Annotated in this window: 4 protein-coding genes; 2 read left to right on the top strand and 2 right to left on the bottom strand. The window is 70.5% G+C overall.

Annotated elements, in window-relative coordinates; all coding sequences use genetic code 11:
- Positions 1-212 precede the first annotated feature (212 nt).
- On the bottom strand, positions 213-2627 hold the full coding sequence (locus ACIQTP_RS39485) for a bifunctional SulP family inorganic anion transporter/carbonic anhydrase (protein WP_403409035.1): 2415 nt from the start codon (positions 2625-2627) through the stop codon (positions 213-215).
- Between the two features lie 335 nt (positions 2628-2962).
- Here ACIQTP_RS39485 and ACIQTP_RS39480 point away from each other — a divergent pair, with 335 nt between their 5' ends.
- A complete protein-coding gene (locus tag ACIQTP_RS39480) occupies positions 2963-4234 on the top strand; it encodes a hypothetical protein (RefSeq protein WP_403409033.1) in 1272 nt (423 codons plus the stop codon).
- Here the strand turns inward: ACIQTP_RS39480 and ACIQTP_RS39475 are convergent.
- Positions 4224-5204, bottom strand: coding sequence for an ATP-binding protein (locus tag ACIQTP_RS39475; protein WP_403409031.1), 981 nt, complete (start codon positions 5202-5204; stop codon positions 4224-4226). The genes ACIQTP_RS39480 and ACIQTP_RS39475 overlap by 11 nt on opposite strands.
- Positions 5205-5305: 101 nt before the next feature.
- On the opposite strand from ACIQTP_RS39475, the gene ACIQTP_RS39470 reads away from it, so the two are divergent.
- Positions 5306-6130, top strand: coding sequence for an oxidoreductase (locus ACIQTP_RS39470; RefSeq protein WP_403409029.1), 825 nt, complete (start codon positions 5306-5308; stop codon positions 6128-6130).
- Positions 6131-6148 lie beyond the last annotated feature (18 nt).

The raw sequence follows: 6148 nt of genomic DNA, 5'->3' as shown, positions 1-6148 counted from the left end.
TGCCCGCGGGCCCGTGGGGCCTGATCGCGCAGTCCCCGCGCCCCCCAAGCGGGGGGGGGGGCCCCCCCCCCCCCCCCCCCCCCCCGCCCCCCCCCCGGGGGCCGGGGGGGGGGGGGCGCCGCGCCCCCCCCCCCCCCCCCGGGGGGGGGGGCCCCCCCCCCCCCCCCCCCCCCCCCCCCCCCCCCCACGCCGAGGTCACACGGGTGGCGAGGTCAGGCGGGGTGCCGCAGATCCTCCGCCGCCCCCACATGATCGAACAACTCGCCGTCGTCGCGTTCGACCAGCAGATACGCCTGCGCCTCCCCGACGTGGAAGTACATCCCGTGCAGCTCGAGCGCACCCTCCCGCAGGGCCCGCGCCACGGACTCGTGCGCCCGCAGATGCTCCAACTGCTGCACCACGTTGGTCAGACACAACTGCTCCACCGCGTCGGCCGGCGCCCGCCCGGCGAGCCGGGCCCAGGGGCGGTTCTTGGCGGCCATCCGCTCCAGACTCGGCAGCCCGTGCCGCAGCCACCGCTTGAGTGGGGTCTGCGCCCCGCCCGGCTCCGCGTTCAACAGGGCCTGCATGGCCCCGCACCCGGAGTGCCCGCACACCGTGATGGATCGCACATGCAGCACGTCCACCGCGTACTCGATCGCCGCGGCCACCGAATCGTCCCCGCTCTCCTCTCCGGGCCTCGGCACGAGGTTGCCCACGTTGCGTACGACGAACAGGTCGCCCGGACCACTGGAGGTGATCATCGACGTGACAAGCCGCGAGTCGGCGCACGTCAGGAACAGCTGCGACGGCCGCTGCCCTTCCCGCGCCAACCGCGCCAGCTCACCCCGCACCAGGGGCGCGGTGTTGCGCTGGAACGCGCTGATCCCGCGCGCCAGTTGATGCCCGCTCTGCCCGCTGCGGCCATCGCGCCCGGCGGAACCGGCCGCACCGTCCGGCCCCTCCGACCCGTCTGCCGGGCCCGCCCCACCCGACCGGTCGTCGGCGGATGCGGGCTGCGGACCGGCGGAGGGTTCGCAGTGGTGGTTGCGCCATGGCGTCCAGGGGCGGCACCGGCAGTGGGAGGGGCCCGGGGGCTCGGCGATCCGGGTGCCGGTCCGACCGGTCAACTCGACCGTGCCGCCTCGTGCGACATGCGCGTTCTGCCAGTCCTGCAGGGACTCGTACGCCGCGTGGTCCATGAACGACCCGTCCAACTCCACGACCACGTGCGCCCCTTGAGGTACCAGGTGCAGGGCGCGGGTGAGCCGAGGCACCGCAAGGAACGTCAACTGACCTCGTACGCGTACGTAATGGACTCCTCCTCTCTCGTCATGAGTGATGCGTGTGCGGGTGAGGCGGTGCAGGGCGACGGCGACGGCCACGGAGACCCCCAGCACCACGCCCTCGAGAACACCGAGACACACGACGCCGAGCGTGGTGACGACGTACACCAGTACTTCGCGGTGGCGGGTGACCGTGCGGATGTGGTGCAGGGACACCATCTGGATGCCGACGGCCATCACCAGGGCGGCGAGCGATGCGAGGGGGATCAGCTCCAGGATGGGGACCATCAGCAGCGCGGCAACTACTACGAAAACGCCGTGCAGCATCGAGGAGTTCCGGCTCACGGCACCGGCTTGCACATTCGCCGAACTGCGGACGGCGACCCCGGCGACAGGCAGTCCGCCGAGCGCGCCGGAGACGACATTGGCCGCGCCCTGACCGAGCAACTCCCGGTTCAGGTCGGAGCGGCCCACCCGTGTTTGCTGCGCGGGCCGCCTCGCCACCAGCTTGTCCACGGCCACGGCGCCGAGCAGCGACTGCACACTGCACACCAGCGTGACGGTGAGGACGGCGGCGGCGATCCCTAGCACCGGCCCTTCCGGCAGCCCGGCCAGGGCGTGGCTGCTCCAGGACGGCAGGTCGACCTTGGGCAGGACCAACCCGGTGAGTGAGGCGGTCAGGGTGGCACCTGCGACGGCGACGAGCGCGGCCGGCACGGTGCGCAGGACGTGTCCGACCCGTCCGGGAATCCGTGGCCAGGCGAAGAGGAGCGTCAGTGTCAGCGCGCTCATCGAGACCGCCCCGGGGTGAACGTGCGCCAACTGGGCGGGTAGGGCGCGCAGGTTGTCGAGCACGGAGCTCTGCGGGGTGCCGCCCAGCACGATGTGCAGCTGGGCGATGGCGATGGTCACACCGATACCGGCGAGCATGCCGTGCACGATCGCGGGGCTGACGGCGAGCGCCGTGCGGGCCACGCGCAGGCATCCCAGGCCCAGCTGGGCGACCCCGGCGAGGACGGTGATGGCGCAGGTCGTACGCCATCCGTAGCGGTGGATGAGCTCGGCGGTGACGACCGTGAGCCCGGCGGCGGGCCCGCTCACCTGGAGCGGTGAGCCGCCGAGGCGCGCGGCGACGAGTCCGCCCACGGCGGCGGCGACGAGGCCCGACTGGAGCGGCGCGCCGGTGGCGAGGGCGATGCCGAGGGACAGGGGCAGGGCGATCAGGAAGACCGCGATCGAGGCCGACAGATCGGCGCCCGCGATACGGAATCGGCGGGGCGGGGTCGGCGGGGGGCTGTGGGGTTGGTGGATGCGCCTGGGCCGAGTCGAGTCGGCGGCGCGGGTGGGGACGCAGGCAGACATTTCCCGTCTCCTCCGGGGCAGCGCGGTCGCGGAACAGGTGGTCCCCGTCCAGGGAGGACGGGGGCAGATCGCGGCCGTGGGTCACGGCTTGCAGCGGCGGGACTTTCAACGCTCGGTAAATAGATCGTAATCCAGAGTAAAGCTCGTATGCGGCCTTTAGTGGCAAATGGGGCAGTAAATCACCCTCGTGGGTGAACCGGGCTTTTTATCGGCTTGTCGTATTTATTCGACCTCGGCCTCGTGCGACCTTGACGACGCTGTCGGCATTTCGCCGCACAACACCCTAGAACGCCCAAAGCGGCGTTGCTCTGACAGAAGGAAGAAGGTGGGCGGACATGGCCGCCACCCAGAGGATCGCCGCGGGCGTAGCAGTCGCCGCGGCCTGCGCCACGGCGCTCGCCGGTTGCGCCACCGGCACCACCGGTTCCAAGGAAGGCGCGCACGGCGCGAACGAGGCGGCTGGGGCCCCGGCGCCCCAGAGCGCGGTCCGCCTGATCGGCGACGGCTCCACCGCGTACACCGGAGCGCAGCCGCATCTGCCCAAGCCCGAGCGGCTGAAGCCCGGTCAGAAGCCCCCGCAGTTCGTGGTCTTCTCGTGGGACGGCGCCGGCGAGGACAGCCAGAAGCTCTTCTCACACTTCCGTAAGGTCGCCAAGGCCAACGGGGCGACGATGACCTACTTCCTGAGCGGCGTGTACATGCTGCCGGAGGACAAGCGCGAGCTGTACAAGCCGCCGGAGCACTCGCCGGGCAGCTCGGAGATCGGCTTCAACGACGAGAAGGGCATCAAGAACACCGTCGAGCAGCTACGCGGTGCGTGGCTCGAGGGCAACGAGATCGGCACGCACTTCAATGGCCACTTCTGCGGTGCGGAAGGCGGTGTCGGCGAGTGGTCGGTCGCGGAGTGGAAGAGCGAGATCGCCCAGGCGAAGGCGTTCGTGAAGTCCTGGAAGACCAACGCGGGCATGAAGAACGCGGCTCCGCTGCCCTTCGACTACGACAAGGAGCTCATCGGCGCCCGCACGCCCTGCCTGGAGGGCCAGAAGAACTTCATGAAGGCGGCCCGGCAGCTGGGCTTCCGCTATGACACCAGCGGCGTCAACAACCAGGTCTGGCCCAAGAAGAAGAACGGTCTGTGGGATCTGTCGATGCAGTTGGTCCCCTTCCCCGGGCACACCTACGAGCAGCTCACCATGGACTACAACTTCATGGTCAACCAGTCGGGCACACAGACCCAGGGCGACCCCGACAAGCACGAGTACTGGGGCAACCAGATGCGTGACGGCCTGCTCAAGGGCTTCGACCGCGCCTACGACGGCAACCGCGCGCCGCTGATCATCGGCAACCACTTCGAGTCCTGGAACGGCGGCACCTACATGCGTGCCATCGACCAGGTCGTGGAGAACGTCTGCAACAAGCCCGACGTCCGCTGCGTCTCCTTCCGGCAACTCGCCGACTGGCTCGACGCCCAGGACCCGACCACGCTGGACAGGCTGCGCGGTCTCACCGTCGGAGAGGCCCCGAAGCAGGGCTGGGCGTCCTTCCTGTCGGGCCGCCCCGCCCCGGCCCCGAAGGGCATCCCCGGGGCGCCGGCCCTCAAGCCGTAGCCACCAGTCCCTCTCCCAGTACGAAGCCGGGGTCGACCTGCGCCGCCAGGTCGGCCCCGGTCCTCTCGTTGCCCCAGCTGCCCGCGTTCTTCAGGTGGAAGTGCACCATCTGGCGCGTGTAGCGCTCCCAGTCCCGCAGTTCGTACGTGGCGTCGGCGGCGGTCTGCAAGGTGCGCAGGCAGCGGCGGTTGGCGTCCTCCAGGAGCTCGAACCGGGGTGGGCGGCCCTTCTCCATGGCGCGCACCCAGTCCGAGTGCCCGACTGTGACCAGGAGGTCGTCACCGACCTCGGCGCGGAGGAAGTCGATGTCGTCCTGGCCCTGCACCTTGTTGCCGACGACCTTCAGGATGACTCCGAAGTCGCGGGCGTACTCCTTGTACTGCCGATAGACGGAGACTCCCTTCCGGGTCGGCTCGGCGACGAGGAACGTGATGTCGAAGCGGGTGAACATGCCGGACGCGAAGGAGTCGGAGCCCGCCGTCATGTCGACGACGACGTACTCGCTCTGGCCGTCGACGAGATGGTTCAGGCAGAGCTCCACTGCACCGGTCTTGGAGTGGTAGCAGGCCACTCCCAAATCGGCCTCGCTGAACGGGCCGGTGACCATCAAACGGACGGCGCCGCCGTCGAGTTCCACCGGCCGCGCACAGGCGTCGTACACCGGATTGTTCTCGTGCACCCGCAGCAGTCGGGACCCTTCACCGGGCGGGGTCGTCTTGATCATCGTCTCGGCGGACGTGATCCGCGGATTCGAACCGCGCAGGTAGTCCTTGATCAGCTGTAGCCGCGGGCCCATGGCGGGCAGCCCGGCGGCCACCGCCTCGTCGAGGCCGAGGGCGGCCCCCAGGTGTTGGTTGATGTCGGCGTCCACCGCGACGACCGGCGATCCCGAGGCCGCGAGGTGGCGGATGAAGAGGGAGGACAGGGTCGTCTTGCCGCTGCCACCCTTCCCCACGAAAGCAATTTTCATGTTCACCAAGGGTAGTGGTGTGATTGCGTACAGTGCCCCGGTGACGTGAAGAAGACCACTCCTTCGTGGGGTGGGCCGCCGGGGTGCGTAGGGTCGTACTCATGAGTACGACAGGCGCGACCGCCGATCCGCTCGCGGCCCTGGGTTCGCTGCCCGGCGTGGCCGAATCCGTCGAGTCCGTCCGCAAGGCGGTGGACCGGGTCTACGGGCACCGGATCATGCGGCGCCGCAGCAACGAGATCACTTCCGAGGCCGCGCTGCGGGGCGCCCGTGGTTCCGCGGCGCTGTCCGGCGCCGACTGGGCCCTCGAAGAGGTGCGTCGCCGCACCGACTTCAGCGGTGACGACGAGGCCCAGACGGTCGGCGCGGCCCTGCGGCTGACCGCCGAGGCGGGCCAACTCCTGTCCATCTGGCGACAGTCGCCTCTCCGGGTGCTGGCCCGGCTGCACCTCGTCGCGGCCGCGGATCAGGGGGACACTGTCGGCAGGCCCCGCCAGGACGGCGAACCGGTCGACGAGCCGCTCGTCGAGCTGCCCCTGCCGGACGCGACCGAGGTGGCCGGCCGACTCGAAGGGCTCTCGCAGCTGATCATCGCGGGTGGTTCGGCCCCGGCCCTGGTGACGGCCGCCGTCGTGCACGGCGAACTGCTCGCCCTGCGCCCCTTCGGCACCCACAACGGCCTGGTCGCACGCGCGGCCGAGCGCATCGTCCTGGTCGGCAGCGGCCTCGACCCCAAATCCGTCTGCCCGGCGGAGGTCGGTCACGCGGAGCTGGGCCGCGCGGCCTATCTGGCGGCCCTGGAAGGCTATGTCTCCGGCACCCCGCAGGGCATGGCGGCCTGGATCGCCCACTGCGGCAGGGCGATCGAACTGGGAGCCAGGGAGTCGACAGCCGTCTGCGAGGCGCTTCAGCGCGGCGCGGCGTAAGTCTCCGGACAGGGTTGC

Source organism: Streptomyces sp. NPDC090798 (assembly GCF_044768965.1).
Classification (GTDB): Bacteria; Actinomycetota; Actinomycetes; order Streptomycetales; family Streptomycetaceae; genus Streptomyces.
Note: the sequence above shows the minus strand (reverse complement) of the source record. Positions and strands in the feature narration are given on the sequence as shown.